Here is a 19,911-nt window from a genome sequence, read left to right as displayed (position 1 = left end):
GCGCCTTCAAGGGCGCCCCATAGACTTGATTACAGATTCTGCGTTACGAACGAAAGCATCTGGTCGGCGGTGGAAATCACCTTGGAGTTCATCTCGTAGGCGCGCTGAGTGGTGATCATGTTGACCATCTCTTCAACGGTGCTGACGTTGGACGTTTCCAGGGTGCTTTGCAGGGTGGTACCAAAACCGTTGAGGCCCGGGGTGCCGATTTGCGGCGCGCCGCTGGACGCGGTTTCCAGGAACAGGTTGTTACCGATCGCCTGCAGGCCGGCCGGGTTGATGAAGTCGGCGGTTTGCAGGTTGCCGATCACCTGGGACGCCGGGTTGCCGGCCACGGTGATCGACACGGTGCCGTCGTTGCCGACGGTGAAGGTCTGGGCGTTGTTCGGCACGACAATCGCCGGCTCCAGCGCGAAGCCATTGGCGGTCACGACCTGGCCGTTGGAGTCCAGGTGGAACGTACCGTCACGGGTGTAGGTGGTGGTGCCGTCCGGCTGCAGGATCTGGAAGAAACCCTTGCCGTTGACTGCCAGGTCCAGCGGCTGGCCGGTCTGCTGCAAGTTACCAGCGCTGAAGTTCTTCTGGGTGCCAACGATTGCCACACCGGTACCCAGTTGCAGGCCCGACGGCAATTCGCTGTCCTGGGTCGACTGGGCGCCAGGCTGCTTCTTGATCTGATAGAGCAAGTCCTGGAACTCGGCGCGGTCACGTTTGAAACCCGTGGTCGACACGTTGGCCAGGTTGTTGGAAATGGTGGTCAGGTTGGTGTCCTGGGCGGACAGGCCTGTCTTGGCAACGTATAGAGCCGGAAGCATGTTCTTCTCCTTCGTGCGCCTGTTTTATGGCGCCGCGCTACAAAAATTAGTGTGTGGCTGCTATCAGCTCATCGCCAGGACGCGGGTCATGGCCTGGTCGTCTTCTTTGGCGCTGTTCATCATCTTGATGTGCAATTCGAACTGCTTGGACAGGGCCAGGACTGCCGTCATTTCTTCGACGGCGTTCACGTTGCTCGCCTGCAGGAAGCCCGACGTCAGCTTGACGTTGGCATCGGCCTGGGCCGGCTGGCCATCCTTGGTGTGGATGGTGCCGTCGAGGCCCTTGGTCATGTTCTTGAGGTCGGGCTGCACCAGCTTGATCCGGTCCACTTCAGCCATCACCCGCGGGCCTTCGCCCATGGCGCGGATGCTGATGGTGCCGTCCTGGCCGACTTCGATCTGCTGCTGGGGCGGCACGGCAATCGGGCCGCCGTTGCCCATGATCGGCATACCGTTGCCGGCCCGCAGCACGCCCAGCGCATCGACGTTCATGCTGGCGCTGCGCACGTAGGACTCGCCGCCATCCGGGTTTTGCACGGCCATCCAGCCGTCACCGCTGACGGCCACATCGAGGTCACGGCCGGTTTCAATCATCGCGCCAGGGGAAAAGTCCGTGCCTGGGCGCTCGGTCAAGGCAAAGGCTCGCGCCGGAAAGCTGTCACCGAACACCGGCATCGAGCGCGCCTGTTCCAGGTCACGCTGGAAACCATTGGTGGAAACGTTCGCCAAGTTGTTGGCGTGGGCCTTCTGCGCCAGTGCATTCTGGCTGGCGCCGGTCATTGCCACGTAAAGGTACTTATCCACGCTCTTTCCTCTTTCTGACGGACGCTTGCCGCCCACCGCTGTACTGATGAGGCTTAAGCAATTTGCGAACCAACTTTTTGAAATGAGGGAAAGTCCAGGCGGGGCGGGGGTTTGCCGGCAGGTGGCAGCTGAGGGCAGCAGGAAGAGAGTCGAAAAAACGGCGGACTTATGCCGCTAACGGCAAGTGCAGGTATCAAGACCGACAAAGATCAACTGTAGGAGCTGGCTTGCCTGCGATGGCGGTGTATCAGCTACCACTTGTTTTGCTGACCCGCCGCTATCGCAGGCAAGCCAGCTCCCACAGGTTTAACCGCGTTCGGCTTTGACGACTTCGTAGTCACGCAATTTGTTGGCAATAGTGGTGTGGGACACGCCCAGCCGCTTGCCCAACAGACGGCTGCTGGGATGTTCGGCATACAACTGCGCCAGCACGGCCTTTTCAAAGCGCCCGACGATCTCCTCCAACCCGCCTTCCAGGGAAAAATCCCCCAGCGGCTGGCGCACGCCATAGTCCGGCAGGCGAATGTGCTCGGTCTTGACGGTGCCGCCCTCACACAGCGAAACCGCCTGGAACAGCACGTTCTCCAACTGCCGCACATTCCCCGGCCAGTGGTAATGGCTGAGGCGTTCCATCGCCGCCGGTGCGAGCTTGGGCAGCGGGCAGCCGATCTGCCGGCTGGCCTGATCCAGAAAGTGCTCCACCAGCGGCGGCAAACCGTCGAGGCACTCGCGTAGCGGCGGGATATGCAGCGAGAGCACATTGAGACGATGGTAAAGGTCCTGGCGGAATTCGCCCCGGGCACACAGTTCGGAAAGGTCCACCTGGGTCGCGCAGATAACCCGCACATCCAGGTACACCTCTTCATCACTGCCTACACGGCGAAAGCAGCCGTCCTGCAGAAAGCGCAGCAACTTCACCTGCAACCGCGCGCTCATTTCGCCGACGCCGTCGAGAAACAACGTACCGCCCGCCGTCAGCTCCAGCAGTCCCAACTTGCCCTCCGCCCTCGCCCCTTCAAAGGCGCCGGGACCATAGCCGAACAACTCGGTCTCGGCCATGGACTCGGGCAAACCGGCGCAGTTGAGCGCCATCAACGGCGACTGGCCGCGCGGGCTGGCCAGGTGGCAGGCGCGGGCCAGCAACTCTTTGCCGGTGCCGGTTTCGCCTTCTATTAATAGAGGCGCATCCAACGGCGCCATGCGCCGAGCCTCACGCACCACGGCGGCCATGACCCTGGAGCTTTGGAAAATGCTGTCGAAGCCGCGCAGCTCCTGCTTGCGCACATTGTAGATACGCTCACCCACCCGGTCGGCGCGGTGCAGGGTCAGTACGGCGCCGGCCATGGCTTCGCTGTCGTCATGCTCGGAGGATTGCAGCGGCGCAATATCGGCCAGGAATACATCGCCCTTGACCTTGACCCGCAGGCCGTTGATTCGCGATTTGCTGGCCCGTACCAGTTCCGGCAAATCGAAATCTTCGGCGTAGCGCGACAACGGAATGCCCGGCACCTCATCCACCCGTACTCCGAGCAACTGCGCCGCCGCGCGGTTGGCCGCGACGATGGAGCCGCCCATGTCGATGGACAGCACCGGAAACTCCAGCGCCCCCAGCAGCGCGTTGAGCTCCATATGCCGACGCTCGCTGGGCATCAGCCCTACCCGCTTGACGCCAAATACCCCGGCAATCGCCTCGAACTGCGGGCGCAATGCCTGGAACTGCAGGTTCACCAGGTTCGGGCAATAGAGGTAAATGGCGTTGCCGTGCTCGCCACCGACCTCGCCCTTGGCAACGTTCACGCCGTACTCCACCAGCAGGTTGAGGATGTCCCGCAGGATGCCGATGCGGTTCTGGCAATGCACTTTGATACGCATGAGAAGGCCCGAAGAGGTGGAGTCGCTGCGTCTTTTTGCCGCCGGCCGCAGATAATCGTCAAGATTATGTGACAGCTGCATGGCGATTCACACCCAAAATACGCCACAGGGAGAACGAATTGCCTCAACCGTAACGAAAACTTTACGAATCTCAGTAACTTTTCCTACAAAAGCATGGCGCAGGAGGATGGCTTCCTGGCCCAGGCGGCGTATCAATAGGCTCATCCCAGGACATAACAAGAACGAATGCCTAGCAGGAGAGCAGTATGAAGCAGACGCAGTACGTGGCCCGCGAGCCCGACGCGAACGGTTTTATCGACTACCCGCCCGAAGAACACGCGGTGTGGAACACCCTGATCACGCGCCAACTGAAAGTGATCGAGGGCCGCGCCTGCCAGGAATACCTGGACGGCATCGACAAGCTCGGCCTGCCCCACGACCGCATTCCACAGCTGGCGGAAGTCAACAAAGTGCTGGCCGAGACCACGGGCTGGCAAGTCGCCCGGGTGCCGGCGCTGATCCCCTTCCAGACTTTTTTCGAATTGCTCGCCAACAAGCAGTTTCCGGTGGCGACGTTTATTCGTACCCGTGAAGAGCTGGATTACCTGCAGGAACCGGACATTTTTCACGAGATCTTCGGCCATTGCCCACTGCTGACCAACCCCTGGTTCGCGGAATTCACCCACACCTACGGCAAGCTCGGCCTGGCCGCCACCAAGGAACAGCGCGTGTACCTGGCGCGCCTGTACTGGATGACCATCGAGTTCGGCCTGGTGGACACGCCCGAAGGCCGGCGCATCTACGGTGGCGGCATCCTGTCTTCGCCCAAGGAGACCGTGTACTGCCTCTCGGACGTGCCCGAGCATCAAGCCTTCGACCCGCTCGAAGCGATGCGCACGCCGTATCGCATCGACATTCTGCAACCCGTGTACTTCGCCCTGCCCAACCTCAAGCGCCTGTTCGAAGTGGCGCAGGAAGACATCATGGGTATGGTCGAACGCGGGATGCAGCTGGGGCTGCACGCACCGAAGTTCCCGCCCAAGCCAAAAGCGGCTTGAACTGCGGCTTTTAGGGCCAGGTGAGTCTGTTCCCTGGCCCCGCGTTGCTTTAGGGTGACGCTACTGACGACCGTTTCCAAATACTCGATTTCAGGAATACCCACATGACCACGTTGAACCAAGCCCACTGCGAAGCCTGCCGCGCCGACGCCCCGCAAGTCAGCGACGAAGAGTTGCCGGTGCTGATCAAGCAGATCCCCGACTGGAACATCGAAGTACGCGATGGCGTGATGCAGCTGGAAAAGGTCTTCCTGTTCAAGAATTTCAAATTCGCCCTGGCCTTCACCAACGCCGTGGGCGTGATCTCCGAAGCTGAAGGCCATCACCCGGGCCTGCTCACCGAGTGGGGCAAAGTCACCGTGACCTGGTGGAGCCACTCCATCAAGGGCCTGCACCGCAACGACTTCATCATGGCCGCGCGCACCGACGAAGTGGCCAAGGATGCCGAGGGCCGCAAGTAATGCATTTCGACGCAATTGGCCGGGTGCCCGGAGACCCGATCCTCGGGCTGATGGAGTTGTACGCCCAGGATCCAAACCCGAACAAGTTCGACCTCGGCGTGGGCGTGTACAAGGACGACCAGGGCCTGACGCCGATCCCCCATTCGGTAAAACTGGCCGAGCAGCGCCTGGTGGAACAACAAACCACCAAGACCTACATCGGCGGCCATGGCAATGCCGCGTTCGGCACACTGATCAGTGAGTTGGTGCTGGGCGCTGGTTCGCCGCTGCTGAGTGAACGCCGCGCCGGCGCCACCCAGACGCCTGGCGGCACCGGCGCGCTGCGCCTGAGCGCCGACTTTATCGCCCACAGCCTGCCCGGCCGTGGCGTATGGCTGAGCAACCCGACCTGGCCGATCCACGAAACCATCTTCGCCAAGGCCGGGCTCAAGGTCAGCCATTACCCGTACGTGGGCAGCGACAATCGTCTGGACGTAGCGGCAATGCTGGCCACCCTGTCGACGGTGCCTGAGGGCGATGTGGTGCTGCTGCACGCCTGCTGCCACAACCCGACCGGTTTCGACCTGTCCCACGATGACTGGCGCCAGGTGCTGAAGATCGTCCAGGAACGTCAGTTGCTGCCGCTGATCGACTTTGCGTATCAGGGTTTTGGCGATGGCCTGGAACAGGATGCATGGGCCGTGCGGCTGTTCGCGGCTGAGCTGCCCGAAGTGCTGATCACCAGTTCCTGCTCGAAGAACTTCGGCTTGTACAGCGACCGTGTCGGCGCGTTGATTGTGTGCGCGGCGGACGCCGAGAAACTGACGGATGTGCGCAGCCAGCTGGCGTTTATTGCGCGTAACTTGTGGTCGACGCCGCCGGACCATGGTGCTGCTGTGGTGGCGACGATTCTCGGTGACGCCGGGCTGAAAAAGCAGTGGGCCGAGGAAGTGGAAGCGATGCGGGCGCGGATTGCGCAGCTGCGTTCCGGGCTGGTGGAGGCGTTGGCGCCCCATGGGTTGTCGGAGCGGTTTGCGCACATCGCGGCGCAACGCGGGATGTTTTCCTATACCGGGTTGAGTGCGGACCAGGTGAAGCAACTGCGGGACAAGCACAGCGTGTATATGGTCAATTCCGGGCGTGCGAACGTGGCGGGGATTGATGCGACGCGGTTGACGTTGTTGGCAGAAGCGATCGCAGATGTTTCCCACACCTGACTGAACAAACCGGATCCAAATGTGGGAGCGGGCTTGCTCGCGAATGCGGTGGGTCAGTCGAATTATCTGGTGACTGACCCACCGCATTCGCGAGCAAGCCCGCTCCCACATTTAGACCGAGTGAGTCTGTGGGTTTGAGGCTTAGCCCGCGACCATCTCGGCTTTGAGCTGTGCCTCTTTCGCCTGGGCATCCGCCAATCGATACAGCTCGATATGCCCGTCCCAGTGCTCGATCAGCGCCGTGCACGACTCCACCCAATCCCCGCAATTGAGGTAGTCCACCTCGCCCACCTTGCGAATCTCCGCATGGTGGATGTGCCCGCACACCACGCCGTGCAATTCGCGCTTGGTCACTTCATGGGCAATCGCTTCTTCAAAATCACTGATAAAGCTCACGGCCGTCTTGACCTTGTGCTTGAGGTACGCCGACAACGACCAATAGCCGTAGCCATAGCGCGCCCGCCAGTGGTTCAACCAGCGGTTGAGCGTGAGGGTGAATTCGTAGGCCGAATCGCCGAGGAACGCCAGCCAGCGGTGATACCGGGTGATCACGTCGAACTGGTCGCCATGGATCACCAGCAAATGCCGGCCATCGGCAGTCACGTGCACCGCTTCGTCCACCAACTGGATATTGCCAAGGATCAGCTTCGAATAACGCCGCAGGAATTCATCGTGGTTGCCGGTGACGTAGATCACCTCGGTGCCGCGCTTGCTCATGGTCAGCAGGCGGCGGATCACGTTGGTGTGGGCCTGGGGCCAATACATGCCGCTGCGCAGCTTCCAGCCGTCGATGATATCGCCCACCAGGTAGACCTTGTCGGCGTGGTAGCCCTTGAGGAAATGCGAGAGGTGTTCGGCCTGGCAATCCCGGGTGCCCAAATGCACGTCGGAAATCCACAGGGTACGCACGCGCTGCTTGCGGCTGGGTTTGGCGAGTTCGGCGCTGGTCATGGGCATGCCTCACGGTGTTTTCGCGAGCTTGCGCCCATGGGATTAATAGCCCATGACAGTGTTGCGTCAGTCTGATGACAGCGCCCACAGGCGGCGAAGCGATGTAAACTGCAGGCCTGCCCAGGAGACTGCGATGAGACCCAACCTCACGCTACGCCACTACCCCGATGCGCCTATCGCCCATAGCCACGACCATGCACAGCTGGTGTTTGGCCTGTCCGGGCACCTGGACTTCGAGGTGGATGGCCGGGGCGGCCAGGTGCAGCACAGCAGTGTGATGGTGCTGCCCTACTCCGCCCATCACGCATGCCGCAGTCGCGATGGCAGCCGCTGCCTGGTGCTGGACGTACCCGATGAGCAATGGCTGGCGCAGTCCCTGGGCGAGCATGCCGACGCCAGCCGCCGCTTGCTCGACCGGTGCGCACACCTGACCCTCGACAATCGCCAAAGCCAACTGGTGCAATGGCTGGCGAGCAGCCCGGTGGACGATCCGCTGATCGCCCAGCAAGGCGCCGTATTGCTGCTGGCCAGCCTTAACCTTGCGCAGCCGCCGGTGGGCAAGCGCCTGCCCTATGCCGCATTCGATGCGCATATCCAGCGGCACGCCGCGTACCCATTGCAAGTGGCGGACCTGGCGAAGCTCGCCGACCTGTCCGTCGCCCGCCTGCATGCACGGTTTATCGCGGAAAGCGGGCAGACGCCGATGGACTACATCCGCACCCGGCGCTTGCAGATGGCCCGTGGCCTGTTGCGCGACAGCCAGCTGCCGATCGGCGAGATTGCCGCGCGGGTGGGCTATGGTTCGCAAAGTGCATTTGCTGCGGCGATGCTGCGCGAGTTTGGCCTCTCGCCCCGAGCCTTCAGACGAGCACCGCCCGGTGCAGGAGCTGGCTTGCCTGCGATAGCATCACCGCGCGCTATCTGAACGACCGAGTTGCCTGCATCGCAGGCAAGCCAGCTCCCACAGGGATCTTCACCAAGCAAGAGTCCTGCGACAAAAGCCGCGAGCCCAACGACAGACGCGAACGCCTGCAACCCTCTAGACTGCGATCCTGTAAACCCGTCGTTTAAGGATCGCAATGACTCCCCGCACAGCCCTCGGCGCCCTGCATATCGGCGCATTGATGTTTGGCCTCACTGGTGTGTTCGGCAAACTGGCGGCCGCTGCGCCGGCGATTATCGTGTTCGGCCGCGCCGCGTTCGCGGTCATTGCCCTGGCGATCTTTGCGCGCTTTGCCAGCAACACGCCCTGGCAGAAGCTGCAAGCCCGCGACTGGCGCCGCCTGCTGGTCAGCGGCCTGCTGCTGGCCGGGCATTGGGTGAGTTTCTTTATTGCGGTAAAGGTCGCCGGTGTGGCCATCGCCACCCTGGGCTTCGCCACCTTCCCGGCGTTCACGGTGATTCTCGAAGGCTTGATTTTCCGCGAGCGGATTCGCGCCAACGAGATCCTGCTGGTGGTGCTGGTGAGCATCGGCCTGGTGCTGGTCACGCCGGATTTCAATCTCGCCAGCCAGGCCACCAGCGGCTTGCTGTGGGCGGTCGGCTCCGGGTTGTTGTTCTCGCTGCTGTCGCTGAACAACCGCGCCAGTGGGCGCATCCCGCCGGTGCAGGCCGCCTTGTGCCAGAACGTGGTGGTAGCGCTGTGCCTGTTGCCCGTCGCCGCGCCCGGGCTGGCCGAAGTGCGACCACTGGACTGGCTGTGGATCGGTCTGCTCGGGGTGTTCTGCACCGGCTTGGCCCATAGCCTGTTTGTCGCCAGCCTCGCGGTGCTCAAGGCGCGCACGGCGGCGGTGGTGTTCGCCATGGAGCCGGTGTACGGCATCACCGCGGCCTGGCTACTGTTTGCTGAAACACCAACCCTGCGCATGCTGATGGGCGGCGCGCTGATCATCGTGGCCATCGTGGTGTCCGGGCTGATGGGCGGCGCCAAACCGGCCAAGCAGCCGGCCACCACGGCCGAGGTTCACTGAGTACGGTCGTTATGCCCCAGGTCCCGTTGCGGGTCGATCTGGTCACGTACCCGTTGCTTGAGCACCTTGGCTTCCGGGAAGCCCCCGTCGGCCTTGCGTTCCCAGATCTGCACACCGTCGCAGGTAATCCGAAACGCACCGCCGGTGGCCGGCTCCAGGGCCACTTTGCCGAGGTCATCGGCGAACGTGCTCAGCAGTTCCTGGGCCAGCCAGGCGGCGCGCAGCAGCCACTGACACTGGGTGCAATAGGTGATGACAATCTCGGGCTTGGCCGCTGACATGAATTGACTGGCTCCTGCTTGGCGGGTTGAAAGGATCGAGTGGCTATAATACCGGCCTTTATCGTCCTGCCTTGAGATTGATGATGCGCCGCCTGTTGTCCTGTCTGTTGCTGTGCCTGTTCCCTGTCCTCGTCCAAGCCGTCGAAAATCCGCGCCCGAAGATCGGCCTGGTGCTCTCCGGCGGCGCCGCCCGTGGCCTGGCACACATTGGCGTGCTCAAGGCCCTGGAAGAACAGGGCATCCACATCGATGCGATTGCCGGCACCAGCATGGGTGCGGTGATCGGCGGGCTGTACGCCTCGGGCTACAAGATCGACGAGCTGGAAAAACTCGCGCTGAACATCGACTGGAAGCTCGCCCTGTCTGACGCGCCACCGCGGGAAGACGTGCCATTCCGGCGCAAGCAGGATGACCGGGATTTCCTGGTCAAACAGAAACTCAGCTTCCGCGACGACGGCAGCCTCGGCCTGCCACTGGGGGTGATCCAGGGTCAGAACCTGGCCTTGCTGCTGGAAAGCATGTTCGCTCACACCAGTAACGTGCGGGATTTCGACAAGCTGCCGATCCCCTTCCGCGCCGTGGCCACCGACATCACCAGTGGTGAAAAAGTGGTGTTCCGCAAAGGCCACCTGCCCCAGGTGATCCGCGCCAGCATGTCGATCCCGGCGGTATTTGCCCCGGTGGAACTGGATGGCCGGCTGCTGGTGGACGGCGGCATGACCGATAACATCCCGCTGGATGTGGCGCGGGAAATGGGGGTCGACATCGCCATCGTCGTCGACATCGGCACCCCGCTGCGCTCACGCAAGCAACTCAACACCGTGGTGGACGTGCTCAACCAGTCCATCACCCTGATGACCCGGCGCAATTCCGAAGAACAACTCAAGGCCTTGGCGCCCCGCGACGTGCTGATCCAGCCGCCCCTGGCCGCCTACGGGGTGACGGATTTCGGGCGCGCCAAGGACATGATCGACGCGGGCTACCGCGCCACCCGCGCACTCGACGTGCGCCTGGCGCACCTGCGCCCGGCCGAACCGGTGGACCCGTCGCTGGTGGCTGCGCGAACGGCCGGCGAGCGCAACCCGGTGATCACCGCAATCAAGGTAGAGAACGACTCCAAGGTGGGCGACGAGGTGATCCGCTACTACATCCGCCAGAACCTCGGCGAGCCCCTGGACCTGGCCCGCCTGCAAACCGACATGGGCACTCTGTACGGCCTGGATTACTTCGAACAGGTGCAATACCGCGTGGTGAAAAAGGGCAAGGACAACACCCTGGTCATCAGTGCCCGGGGCAAACGCAGCGGCACCGACTACCTGCGCCTGGGCCTGAACCTGTCGGATGACATGCGCGGCGACAGCGCCTTCAACCTCGGCGCCAGCTACCGCATGAACGGCATCAACCGCCTCGGCGCCGAATGGCTGACGCGGGTGCAGATCGGGGACAAGCAGGAGCTGTACAGCGAGTTCTATCAGCCGATGGACACCGGTTCACGCTACTTCGTCGCGCCCTATATCAGTGCCCAGGCGCAGAACGTCGAACTGATTGAAGACAATAACCCGATCTCGGAATACCGCCTGGAACGCTACGGCTTCGGCCTGAACGTGGGCCGGCAGATCGGCAACAGCGGCGAGATTCGTTTCGGCGTCGGCGAGGCCTGGGGCAAGGCGGATGTGCGCATTGGCGACCGGAATTCACCGAGCATCAACTTCAGCGAGGGTTTCTATGAGCTGAAGTACTCCTTCGACTCGTTCGACAACGTGTACTTCCCCCATACCGGCGAAGACATTGGCCTGGCCTTCCGGGAGTTCGAACCGGGGCTGGGTTCGGACCAGCGCTATCGCCAGTGGGAGTTCAAGCTGGACAAAGCCATGAGCAGCGGGCCGGACACACTGATCCTCGGCGGGCGCTATGGGCGCACCCTGGATAAGTCGGACGTGGTGATTTCCAGCTTCCTGCTGGGGGGCGCGCGGCAGCTGTCGGGCTTCCGGGAGGATGCGATTGCCGGGCAGAACATCAGCCTGATGCGCGCGGTCTACTATCGCCGGCTGACGCCGCGGTCTTATTTGCCGCTGGATTTCCCGTTGTACCTGGGCGCATCACTGGAGCGAGGGCGGGCTTGGAACAACGACAATGAATACGACAGCGGGTACATCAACGCCGCCAGTATTTTCCTGGGGTTTGATACGCCGCTGGGGCCGTTGAATTTCAGTTATGGGTTTAACGATGACAGTCAGCAGGCGGTGTACCTGAACCTGGGGCAAACCTTCTAACTACGCCGCAAAACCCATGTGGGAGCGGGCTTGCTCGCGAAGGCGGTGTGTCAGTCAGCACATGTATTCACTGACACTCCGCCTTCGCGAGCAAGCCCGCTCCCACATTTTTGATCTTCTGTGTACCTGGGGTCAGGACTTCTCGAGATTTCCGAGGATGTGTTCATGCACCCGCATGCACACCCGCAGATCCTCTTCATCGACACCCACAAACAGCTCATGGCGCAAGGCCGTGGCGATGGTCTCGATCTGCTCGATCAGCGGCTTCGCGGTGTCGCACAGCACAATGCGCTTGGCGCGGCGGTCTTCCACCACGGCCTGGCGTTGCACCAGGCCCTGGCTTTCCAAGCTGTCGAGCAAACGGGCCAAGGTGGGCCCCTCTACCCCGACACTCTGCGCCAGCTCACGCTGGGTAGGCGGTTCGGTAAAACGGGCCAGGTGCAGCAGCACCAGCCAGCGTGCCTGGGACAGTCCCAAACCTGCCAAGCGGCGATCCAGCTCGGCACGCCATCCTCGGGACATATGCGCCAACTGCATGCCAAAACGGTGTTGATCGGTTAACGGCATAAAAAACTCATGGATTAGACTGAAAATAAAGTGTGGCTAATTATTAGTCAGCTAAGCATGACCCATGCCAGTAGGCAAGACCCGGTATGTACTGATTCGTTACATTGTCGTAATTGGCACATCAAATCTCGAATTCCGACTGCAAAGCGGCCCTTACGCAGTACAAAACGCCCTCGGGAACGCGGCCGGTAAACAGCGGCGCAATCTCGGAAACGGGTGGCAATTCGCCTTCTCCATCCAGGAATGCATCCTGGATTTCACCGAGCAAATCTTCCGGCAGATCAAGGGCCTGCTCCAACGACAACTGCTGCTTGCCAATGGACTCGGCGAGCAAGGTGTAGACGTTCTTTTCCGAGCACTGCAGCTGCCCGGCAATCTGGATCGGGGTCATGCCGGCACGGGCGAGGCTGATCAACTCGTGGCGGATATCGGCGACCTCTTTCGGCGCCTCGACCTGGCCGCCGAGCACTTCGAGGAAGGCCTGGCCATAACGCTCCAGCTTGCGCGCACCGACGCCGCTGACCCTGGCCATCTCGCCGAGGGTAGTGGGATGGTCGCGGAGCATTTCCAGCAAGGTGGAGTCCGGGAAGATGACGTAAGGCGGCACGCTGTGTTCCTGCGCCAACTTCTTACGCAGCGCGCGCAGGGCTTCCCACTGTTCGCGCTCTTCGAAACGCACCAGTTGGCTGGCCTGGCTGGTGCTGCTCTTGGCGGTGGTTTGCGGCTTGAGGTCGCGGCGCAGCTCCAGGCTGACTTCGCCCTTGAGCAGCGGCCGGCAACTGTCGTTCAGGCGCAGGCCGCCGTAGCCTTCCAGGTCGATGTCCACCAGGCCACGGGCGACCATCTGCCGGAACAGCGAGCGCCACTCGCCTTCGGCGCGGGCCTTGCCCACACCGTAGACCGAGAGTTTTTCGTGGCCGAAGCTGCGAATCTTTTCATTGTCCTTGCCCAGCAACACGTCCACCAGGTGGCCGACGCCATAGCGCTGACCGGTGCGGTAGATCGCCGACAACGCCTGGCGCGCCGGCTCGGTGGCGTCCCAGGTCTGCACGCCGTCCACGCAGTTGTCGCAGTGGCCGCAGGGCTTGGGCATGTCTTCGTCGAAGTAGGCGAGCAAGGTCTGGCGACGGCAGCGGGTTTCTTCACACAGCGACAGCATCGCGTCGAGCTTGTGCTGTTCCAGGCGCTTGTGGCGCTCGTCGCCTTCGGAGTTCTGCAGCATCTGCTTGAGCATCACCACGTCTTGCAGGCCGTAGACCATCCAGGCATCCGCCGGCAGGCCGTCACGGCCGGCACGCCCGGTTTCCTGGTAGTACGCCTCAAGGGATTTGGGCAAATCCATGTGGGCCACGAAGCGCACGTTGGATTTGTCGATGCCCATGCCGAACGCGATGGTGGCGACCATGATCAGGCCTTCCTCGTTGAGGAAGCGCTTCTGGTGGTAGGCCCGCAGTTCGTTGGGCAAACCCGCGTGATATGGCAGTGCCGGGTAGCCTTGTTCACTGAGGAATGCGGCGACCTCATCGACCTTCTTGCGCGACAGGCAATAGACAATGCCGGCGTCGCTGCGCCGATCGGAGAGGAACGCCAGCAACTGCTTGCGCGGCTGTTCCTTGGGCACAATGCGGTAAAAGATATTCGGCCGGTCGAAGCTCGAGAGGAAGCGCTCGGCGTTCTGCAGGTGCAGGCGCTCGACGATTTCTTCGCGGGTCCGCTTGTCGGCGGTGGCGGTCAGGGCGATGCGCGGGACGTTGGGGAACAGTTCCGCCAGTTGGCCCAGTTGCAGGTATTCACGACGGAAATCGTGGCCCCATTGGGACACACAGTGGGCTTCGTCGATAGCGAACAGGGCGATTTCCAGGCTCTGCAGGAACGCCAGCATCCGTGGCTGCACCAGGCGCTCGGGGGCGAGGTAAAGCATCTTCACTTCGCCGCGCTTGATCCGGGCGGCGAGGTCACGCTGCTGTTCGGCGCTGAGGGTGGAGTTCAGCGAAGCGGCCGCCACGCCGAGCTCTTCAAGGGTGGCCACCTGGTCGTCCATCAGGGCGATCAACGGCGACACCACCACCGCAAGCCCTTCCCGCAGGAGTGCCGGTACCTGGAAGCACAGCGACTTGCCGCCGCCGGTAGGCATCAGCACCAGGGCGTCACCGCCGTTGGCCACGCGCTCAATGATCGCACCCTGGCGGCCACGAAAACTGTCGTAGCCGAAGATGTCCTTGAGGACGCGTTGAGCCTGCTCGAGCATGAAAAACTCCAAATATCGCCGAAATCCCTCTGTACAGGCTGGTCGAAAAAGCACGCTTGAGCGGGAAATAATCCGTAAGCGAACTTTTCCCGCGACTGGCGCTTGGCCTGCAGGGGCATCACAAAACGCGGCAGTATACCCGAGCGTTACCCGGCAAAGGGTGCCGTTGGTGAATTGCCGCCGGGCTCAAATACCTCTCAAATCTGTGCTGCGGCTGGCCTGGCAGCTCAAGAAAGCCTAGAATTGCCCATCGTTTATTCCCAAGGTAGTCCGTCAATGTCCTTCGCTGAGCAACTAACCCGCCTGCAAGCCTTCCTCGATGCCGATGAGCTGCACGACGAGGCGCTGGACTACGTGGCCGCCCACGGCTATCTGACCGCGCTGTCGATATGCTCCGATGTCGTTCCCGACCGTGAATGGATCGACGCCCTGTTCTCCGAAGAGCCTCACTACAGTGATGCCGCCCAGCGCGAAGAAATCGAATCGACCCTGCTGGCCCTCAAGGCTCACATTGGCCGCCAACTGGCTTCCGATGAAGAGTTCGAACTGCCTTGCGACCTGGACCTGGGCGAAGACCCGGACGACTCCGAACTGCGCGGCTGGTGCATCGGTTTCATGGAAGGCGTGTTCCTGCGTGAAGAGGCCTGGTTCGAAACGGCTGAAGAAGAAGTCAGCGAAATGCTGCTGCCGATCATGGTCGGTTCCGGCCTGTTCGACGAGCAACCTGAGTTCTCCGACATCGCCGCCGACGCCAACCTGATGGACGACATGATCGTTCAGATCCCGGAAGCGCTGACCGCCCTGTACCTGCTGTGCAACGCACCTGACGAAAAGCCGGCGATCCTCAAGCCTCGCCACCACTAAGACCGTTGCCCGTGGCGCCCATGGGCAACCGTTCCGTGATCCTGCGTTACGTTCTGCTGGCCATCGGCTGGTTGAGCGTGGTGCTCGGGGTAATCGGCATCTTCCTGCCGGTGCTGCCCACTACCCCCTTCCTTCTGCTGGCTGCCGCCTGCTTTGCCCGTAGCTCCCCGCGCTTCTACCGCTGGCTGGTGGAACACCCGCGCCTGGGGCCGTGGATTCGTGACTATCTGGATGGCAATGGGATTCCGCTCAAGGGCAAGGTATATGCCATTGGGTTGATGTGGGTGAGTATCGGGTTTTCCTGCTACCTGGTGCCGCTGATCTGGGCGCGAGGGTTCATGCTGACCAGTGCGGTGTTGGTGACGGTTTATATTTTGCGGCAGAAGACCTTGCCCAAGGCACCGCAGGACTAAATGTGGGAGCGGGCTTGCTCGCGAATACGGTGGATCAGTCAGCACATGTATCGGCTGACACACCGTATTCGCGAGCAAGCCCGCTCCCACATTTTTGATCCAGTGGCTTCAGAGGGATCAACGCATCGGCGGCAAGCCATACGCCGCCAAATCAAAGTCAGCCAACTTGCGAATAATCTGGTCGGCATGGTGATACTTGCTGTCCGCCATCGCCTCATCCGGCACCGCAATCGCGGTCATGTGCGCAGCCTTCGCCGCTGTCACGCCAAACGGCGAATCCTCAAACACCAGGCAATCCTCTGGTGCCACACCCAAGCGGCGCGCCGCCGTCAGGAAGATATCCGGCGCCGGCTTGGCCGCCCCGACCTCCGGATCATCCGCCGTGACGATGGTGTCGAACAACCCAAACCACTCACGGTGCAACGTGGTCTTGTGGCCAAACGAGTTGCGCGACGAACTGGTGCCCACGGCAATCGGAATGTTATGCGCCTTCAAGTGCCGCACCAGCGCCTCAGCACCCGGCATGCCCAAGGCCTTGGGGAAACGCTCGCTCATCAGCGGCTCGCGGATCACCAGGAATTCTGCGGGGGTAATCGGCAGGTCCAGCGCCTTGACCACGTAATCCGCCAGGTCCTGGGCGCCGCGACCAATGATGTGCTGCTTGATCCCCCAGTCATAGGTACGGCCATAGCGTTCGGCGATGATCTGTGTGACTTCGGTGTAGATGCCTTCTGTGTCCAGCAACAACCCGTCCATATCGAAAATGACAGCCTTGATCGGGACAGCGGTACGCGGTGCATTCATCACTACAGATCCGTGGGCAAAAGGACTAAAAGGATTCAGCACAATAACGGCCAGCGTTACCTGCAAGCAACCGTTACGGCCTTGTGCCGAATCCAGTCAGTGCTTCACTCGGGAAAATCCGCCCCCTCAGTTACCTCAGCCCACGCATCAAAATCCGCACTCAGCGCCTTCACCTTGGTCCGCGCAAAGGTCAACGCAGCCTTGCCCAGCAACAGGCGCAATGGCGGTTGCTCAGCCTCCACCGCCTTGACGATGGCAATCGCCGCGCGCACCGGATCACCCGGCTGCTTGCCGCTGTAGTTGCGAACCATATTGGCCCGTGCCACCGCCGTTTCCTTGTAGTCGGCAATCCCGTGAGCCGCCTCGTTGGCCGAACGCCCGGCCCAGTCGGTGCGGAACGGGCCCGGCTCGACCAGCAACACCTTGATCCCCAACGGCGCGACTTCCTGGGACAGCGCCTCGGAAAGGCCCTCCACCGCAAACTTGGTCGCATTGTAGAAACTCAGCGACGGGAACGCCGCCACACCGCCCACCGAGGAAATGTTCACGATGCTGCCCGAGCGCCGGGCGCGCATGCCGGGCAAGGCCGCGCGGGTCATGGCGCTCAAGCCCCACACGTTGATTTCGAACATGTTGCGCACGTCATCCAGGTCGCTTTCTTCGAAGGAGCCGAAGTAGCCGACACCGGCGTTGTTGACCAGTACGTCGATATGGCCGAAACGTTCTTCAGCCGCTTTGACAGCCGCCTCGACCTGGGCCTGGTCGGTAACGTCCAGCGTCAGGACCAGGGCGTTTTCTTCGTGACCGGCAACGATGTCTTGCACCTGCTGCGGATTACGCGCGGTGACCACGGTCGGGTAGCCGAGGCTCAGGGTGTGCAACGCCAGCTGGCGGCCGAAACCGGTGGAGCAGCCAGTGATGAACCAGACGGGTTTTGCGGTGGAAGTCGTCATAAAGGGCCAATCCTCGTGTGTGTAGGAAAAGTATGCGCGCCGCTGTTCTTGCTAAAAAGATGCATAATCCACAAGGCCCTTTCGGAAATACCACACAATGGACACGCCCGATTTTCAGCAGTTGCGACTGTTCCTGCAGGTCGCCCGCTCGAAAAGCTTCACCCAGGCGGCCGACGCCAGCAGCCTGTCGGTGTCGACCGTCAGCCATCGCGTGCGCGCCCTCGAGAAACAGTTGGGTGTGCAACTGCTCAACCGCACCACCCGCAGCGTCAGCGTGACCGAGGCCGGCGAGCAGTTGATCCAGAAGATCACGCCGCTGCTGGAAGAACTGCAAACCAGCCTGCACAGCGTAGCAGCGGCGACGGTCGACGCCGCCGGCACCTTGCGCCTGAACATTCCCTCCACCGCCAGCCGAATGGTCCTGCAACCGTTGCTCCAGCGCTTCCTGCGCAAATACCCGGGCATCAACCTGGAAGTGGCGGTGGATAACAGCCTGGTGGACATCGTCGCCCAGGGTTTTGACGCGGGCATCCGCTACGACCATGTGCTGGCCGAAGACATGGTGGTGGTGCCGGTGGCGACGCAGTTGCGATTCGTCATCGTCGCCACGCCGCAGTATTTGCAGGGGCGCAAACTGCCCACTCATCCCCACGACTTGCTCGAGCATGAGTGCGTCAACTACCGCAGTGCGCAGACCGGCTCGCTGCACCGCTGGGACTTTGAAAAAGCCGGCAAGCAGATGCGGGTTACGGTAAAAGGCCGGCTGGCGACCAACGATGTTGAATTGATGGTGCGCGGTGCGCTGGACGGGTTTGGCTTTGCCTACGTGGCGCGCTCCAGCGTCGAGCAGTACCTGCAACGCGGTGAGTTGGTGGAGGTGCTGGACGACTGGATTGCCCACAGCGCGCTGTATTTGTATTACTTCAACCGTACGAACACGCCGAAGAAATTGCGGGTGTTTATCGAGTTCCTGAAGGAAGAATTCGGGACCTGATCCATTCAAAAAGCGAACCCCATCATGCTCTACCGCTTCGCCGCCGACGGCCTGGTGCTGTTTCATTTGTCGTTCATTCTGTTCGTGCTGTTTGGCGGTTTGCTCGCCCTCAAATGGCGACCGGTCATGTGGCTGCATTTGCCTGCCGCCGCGTGGGGCGTTGCCGTTGAAGTGTTCCATCTGCCCTGCCCGCTGACCCGCTGGGAAAATCTGTTTCGTCATTTGGCCGGGCAGGACGGATATGGCGGCGGCTTTATCGAGCATTACATCCTGACCCTGATCTACCCGGCCGGGCTGACGCCGCAGATTCAATTGGGGCTGGGCGCGCTGGTGCTGTTGATCAATATCGCGGTGTATGTACGGCTGATCAGGCGCGCTTAGGCAAGCAGCCGATACCCACCAATGTCGCCTCAACCGCCTCGTCCAAAGGCGTATGCGGTTCACTGCCCAATATCTGTACGAGGCGGCGGTTGTCCATCCGCACCTCGGTTTGCCACAGGTAACGCATTTCCTGCATCTCGCGGAAGGTGGTGACAAAGGACGCGGCCAGTTTCAGCAGCCACCACGGGAAAGCACGTACAGAAGGCTGTTGGCCGGTCCTGCGTGACACCACCCGCTGAATCGCCTGGCTCATCTGCCGACCATCGGCATCTATGTGCCCCGCCATATGAAAGCGGGCGAAGGCATCAAGGCTGTCGCGGCGTGCAATCAACTCGACCATGGTCCTCGCCACATCAGGCAGGTAAGCCCACTGATGCCCCACGCCTGGTGCTCCCGGATAACTCACGCTGGCCACCGGTTTTGCGGGTTTGACCAGGCCTTGGGAAAACCAGCTGCTGCCGGCCTTGGCGCCGAAAAAATCGCCTGCCCGCACGATCAGCGCTCGTGCGCCCTGCCGGGTCGCCTCAAGCAAACGCTGCTCCAGCTCTACCCGGATCGCGCCCTTGCGGGTAAGGGGATGCTGCGGCGAATCTTCCTCCAACCGCGCGAATGCATCAGGCCCGAAGTTGTACACCGTGCCCGGCAAGACAATCGTCGCCCCTTCCGCGACTGCCGCCGCGATGCTGTTGTCGATCATCGGCAGCACCAGCTCCGCCCAGCGCTGGTAACCGGGCGGATTCACCGCATGCACGATCACCGAACAACCCCGGGCCGCTGCGACGACTTCCCCACGGTTCAGCGCATCACCTTTTATCCAGGTGAAATCGGCATTCTGCTTGTGAGCCTTATCCACATCCCTCGTCAGGGCGCACACCTGCCAGCCCGCAGCGAACAACTGCCTTGCCACCTCACCACCAATCCCGCCAGTCGCACCCAAAACCAGAACCTTGTTCATGCCTTTTCCCCTGAGAGTTGTTTGATGGGGCGATTCTGTTGGTCGGCGAGC

Annotated in this window: 20 protein-coding genes; 10 read left to right on the top strand and 10 right to left on the bottom strand. The window is 61.7% G+C overall.

From position 1 onward, the window contains the following. Positions 1-29 precede the first annotated feature (29 nt). The 3 genes from flgG to HX817_RS24235 form a co-directional block, all read right to left on the bottom strand. Positions 30-815: a flagellar basal-body rod protein FlgG gene (gene flgG / locus HX817_RS24245; protein ID WP_003214609.1), complete on the bottom strand. Its 786-nt coding sequence runs from the start codon at positions 813-815 to the stop codon at positions 30-32. Between the two features lie 63 nt (positions 816-878). Then, a complete protein-coding gene (locus HX817_RS24240; protein ID WP_003214611.1) occupies positions 879-1,619 on the bottom strand; it encodes a flagellar basal body rod protein FlgF in 741 nt (246 codons plus the stop codon). A gap of 306 nt (positions 1,620-1,925) precedes the next feature. Then, positions 1,926-3,491, bottom strand: a complete 1,566-nt coding sequence (locus HX817_RS24235; RefSeq protein WP_177041426.1) for a sigma-54-dependent transcriptional regulator — start codon at positions 3,489-3,491, stop codon at positions 1,926-1,928. Positions 3,492-3,757: 266 nt separating this feature from the next. Between HX817_RS24235 and phhA the strand changes: the two genes are divergently transcribed. The 3 genes from phhA (at position 3,758) to HX817_RS24220 (ending at position 6,206) form a co-directional block, all read left to right on the top strand. After that, entirely contained in the window at positions 3,758-4,549 is a 792-nt protein-coding gene (gene phhA / locus HX817_RS24230) for a phenylalanine 4-monooxygenase (RefSeq protein ID WP_003214615.1), read from the top strand. A 104-nt stretch (positions 4,550-4,653) separates the two neighbouring features. Next, entirely contained in the window at positions 4,654-5,010 is a 357-nt protein-coding gene (locus HX817_RS24225; RefSeq protein ID WP_003214616.1) for a 4a-hydroxytetrahydrobiopterin dehydratase, read from the top strand. Then, complete coding sequence (locus tag HX817_RS24220) at positions 5,010-6,206, top strand: amino acid aminotransferase (protein ID WP_177041424.1); 1,197 nt, start codon at positions 5,010-5,012, stop codon at positions 6,204-6,206. Before HX817_RS24225 ends, HX817_RS24220 begins: the two co-directional genes overlap by 1 nt. A 141-nt stretch (positions 6,207-6,347) precedes the next feature. On the opposite strand, the gene HX817_RS24215 is transcribed toward HX817_RS24220, so the two are convergent. Then, positions 6,348-7,157 (bottom strand): UDP-2,3-diacylglucosamine diphosphatase, encoded by an 810-nt coding sequence (locus HX817_RS24215; RefSeq protein ID WP_003214618.1) that lies wholly within the window; start codon positions 7,155-7,157, stop codon positions 6,348-6,350. A 133-nt stretch (positions 7,158-7,290) separates the two neighbouring features. Between HX817_RS24215 and HX817_RS24210 the strand changes: the two genes are divergently transcribed. Both HX817_RS24210 and HX817_RS24205 read left to right on the top strand, forming a co-directional pair. Then, positions 7,291-8,082 carry an AraC family transcriptional regulator gene (locus HX817_RS24210; RefSeq protein WP_177041422.1) on the top strand — a complete coding sequence of 264 codons (792 nt, stop codon included), beginning with the start codon at positions 7,291-7,293 and terminating at the stop codon, positions 8,080-8,082. A gap of 154 nt (positions 8,083-8,236) precedes the next feature. Continuing rightward, on the top strand, positions 8,237-9,127 hold the full coding sequence (locus HX817_RS24205) for a DMT family transporter (protein ID WP_177041420.1): 891 nt from the start codon (positions 8,237-8,239) through the stop codon (positions 9,125-9,127). Here the strand turns inward: HX817_RS24205 and HX817_RS24200 are convergent. After that, positions 9,121-9,408: a SelT/SelW/SelH family protein gene (locus tag HX817_RS24200; RefSeq protein WP_003214624.1), complete on the bottom strand. Its 288-nt coding sequence runs from the start codon at positions 9,406-9,408 to the stop codon at positions 9,121-9,123. The genes HX817_RS24205 and HX817_RS24200 overlap by 7 nt on opposite strands. A gap of 83 nt (positions 9,409-9,491) precedes the next feature. Here HX817_RS24200 and HX817_RS24195 point away from each other — a divergent pair, with 83 nt between their 5' ends. Further along, on the top strand, positions 9,492-11,681 hold the full coding sequence (locus tag HX817_RS24195; RefSeq protein WP_177027712.1) for a patatin-like phospholipase family protein: 2,190 nt from the start codon (positions 9,492-9,494) through the stop codon (positions 11,679-11,681). 132 nt (positions 11,682-11,813) lie between these two features. On the opposite strand, the gene HX817_RS24190 is transcribed toward HX817_RS24195, so the two are convergent. Both HX817_RS24190 and recQ read right to left on the bottom strand, forming a co-directional pair. Then, positions 11,814-12,248 (bottom strand): MarR family transcriptional regulator, encoded by a 435-nt coding sequence (locus HX817_RS24190; protein ID WP_004371158.1) that lies wholly within the window; start codon positions 12,246-12,248, stop codon positions 11,814-11,816. Positions 12,249-12,369: 121 nt separating this feature from the next. Then, complete coding sequence (gene recQ, locus HX817_RS24185; RefSeq protein ID WP_004371161.1) at positions 12,370-14,496, bottom strand: DNA helicase RecQ; 2,127 nt, start codon at positions 14,494-14,496, stop codon at positions 12,370-12,372. Between the two features lie 276 nt (positions 14,497-14,772). On the opposite strand from recQ, the gene HX817_RS24180 reads away from it, so the two are divergent. After that, positions 14,773-15,360 (top strand): YecA family protein, encoded by a 588-nt coding sequence (locus tag HX817_RS24180; RefSeq protein WP_004371163.1) that lies wholly within the window; start codon positions 14,773-14,775, stop codon positions 15,358-15,360. A 20-nt stretch (positions 15,361-15,380) separates the two neighbouring features. After that, positions 15,381-15,773, top strand: coding sequence for a YbaN family protein (locus HX817_RS24175; RefSeq protein WP_177041418.1), 393 nt, complete (start codon positions 15,381-15,383; stop codon positions 15,771-15,773). 117 nt (positions 15,774-15,890) lie between these two features. Here the strand turns inward: HX817_RS24175 and HX817_RS24170 are convergent, their stop codons facing one another. Continuing rightward, the gene (locus tag HX817_RS24170) at positions 15,891-16,577 is read right to left on the bottom strand and encodes an HAD-IA family hydrolase (RefSeq protein ID WP_004371166.1); all 687 of its coding nucleotides are present in this window, start codon (positions 16,575-16,577) and stop codon (positions 15,891-15,893) included. 104 nt (positions 16,578-16,681) lie between these two features. Then, a complete protein-coding gene (locus HX817_RS24165) occupies positions 16,682-17,530 on the bottom strand; it encodes an oxidoreductase (protein WP_087692746.1) in 849 nt (282 codons plus the stop codon). Between the two features lie 97 nt (positions 17,531-17,627). Between HX817_RS24165 and HX817_RS24160 the strand changes: the two genes are divergently transcribed. Further along, positions 17,628-18,524, top strand: a complete 897-nt coding sequence (locus tag HX817_RS24160; protein ID WP_004371170.1) for a LysR family transcriptional regulator — start codon at positions 17,628-17,630, stop codon at positions 18,522-18,524. Positions 18,525-18,548: 24 nt separating this feature from the next. Then, positions 18,549-18,905, top strand: coding sequence for a DUF2784 domain-containing protein (locus tag HX817_RS24155; RefSeq protein ID WP_177008389.1), 357 nt, complete (start codon positions 18,549-18,551; stop codon positions 18,903-18,905). On the opposite strand, the gene HX817_RS24150 is transcribed toward HX817_RS24155, so the two are convergent. After that, complete coding sequence (locus HX817_RS24150; RefSeq protein ID WP_177041416.1) at positions 18,892-19,860, bottom strand: SDR family oxidoreductase; 969 nt, start codon at positions 19,858-19,860, stop codon at positions 18,892-18,894. The genes HX817_RS24155 and HX817_RS24150 overlap by 14 nt on opposite strands. Positions 19,861-19,911 lie beyond the last annotated feature (51 nt).

It is taken from the genome of Pseudomonas sp. C6002 (assembly GCF_013385805.1).
Taxonomy (GTDB): domain Bacteria; phylum Pseudomonadota; class Gammaproteobacteria; order Pseudomonadales; family Pseudomonadaceae; genus Aquipseudomonas.
Note: the sequence above shows the minus strand (reverse complement) of the source record. Positions and strands in the feature narration are given on the sequence as shown.